This window comes from Allofournierella sp. CML151 (genome assembly GCF_027853465.1).
Taxonomy (GTDB): domain Bacteria; phylum Bacillota; class Clostridia; order Oscillospirales; family Ruminococcaceae; genus Allofournierella.
The window spans coordinates 1-227 of sequence record NZ_JAPNNW010000060.1; the positions used below are offsets into that span (position 1 = coordinate 1).

1 protein-coding gene is annotated in these 227 nt (G+C 49.3%); it reads right to left on the reverse strand.

Annotated features, from left to right (window positions below; translation table 11 throughout):
- On the reverse strand, window positions 1-227 hold a 227-nt coding region (locus PH256_RS15240; RefSeq protein WP_270914835.1), incomplete at both ends, for a transposase.

Here is a 227-nt window from a genome sequence, read left to right on the forward strand (position 1 = left end):
CTCATTCAGCGGATATCCAATGAACCACCGGTATGCCAGGTTCATGCTCACTTCTTCCAGAGTTCGGCGGAGCGAAGGAATCCCATAGATATGCTGGATCAGAACAATTTTGAACAGTACCACCGGGTCTACGCTTGGACGGCCGTTGTCCTCGCAGTACAGATCCTCTACAAATTCGTAGATCTTCTTGAAATCAATGGCTGCGTCGATCTTCCGCAGCAAGTGAT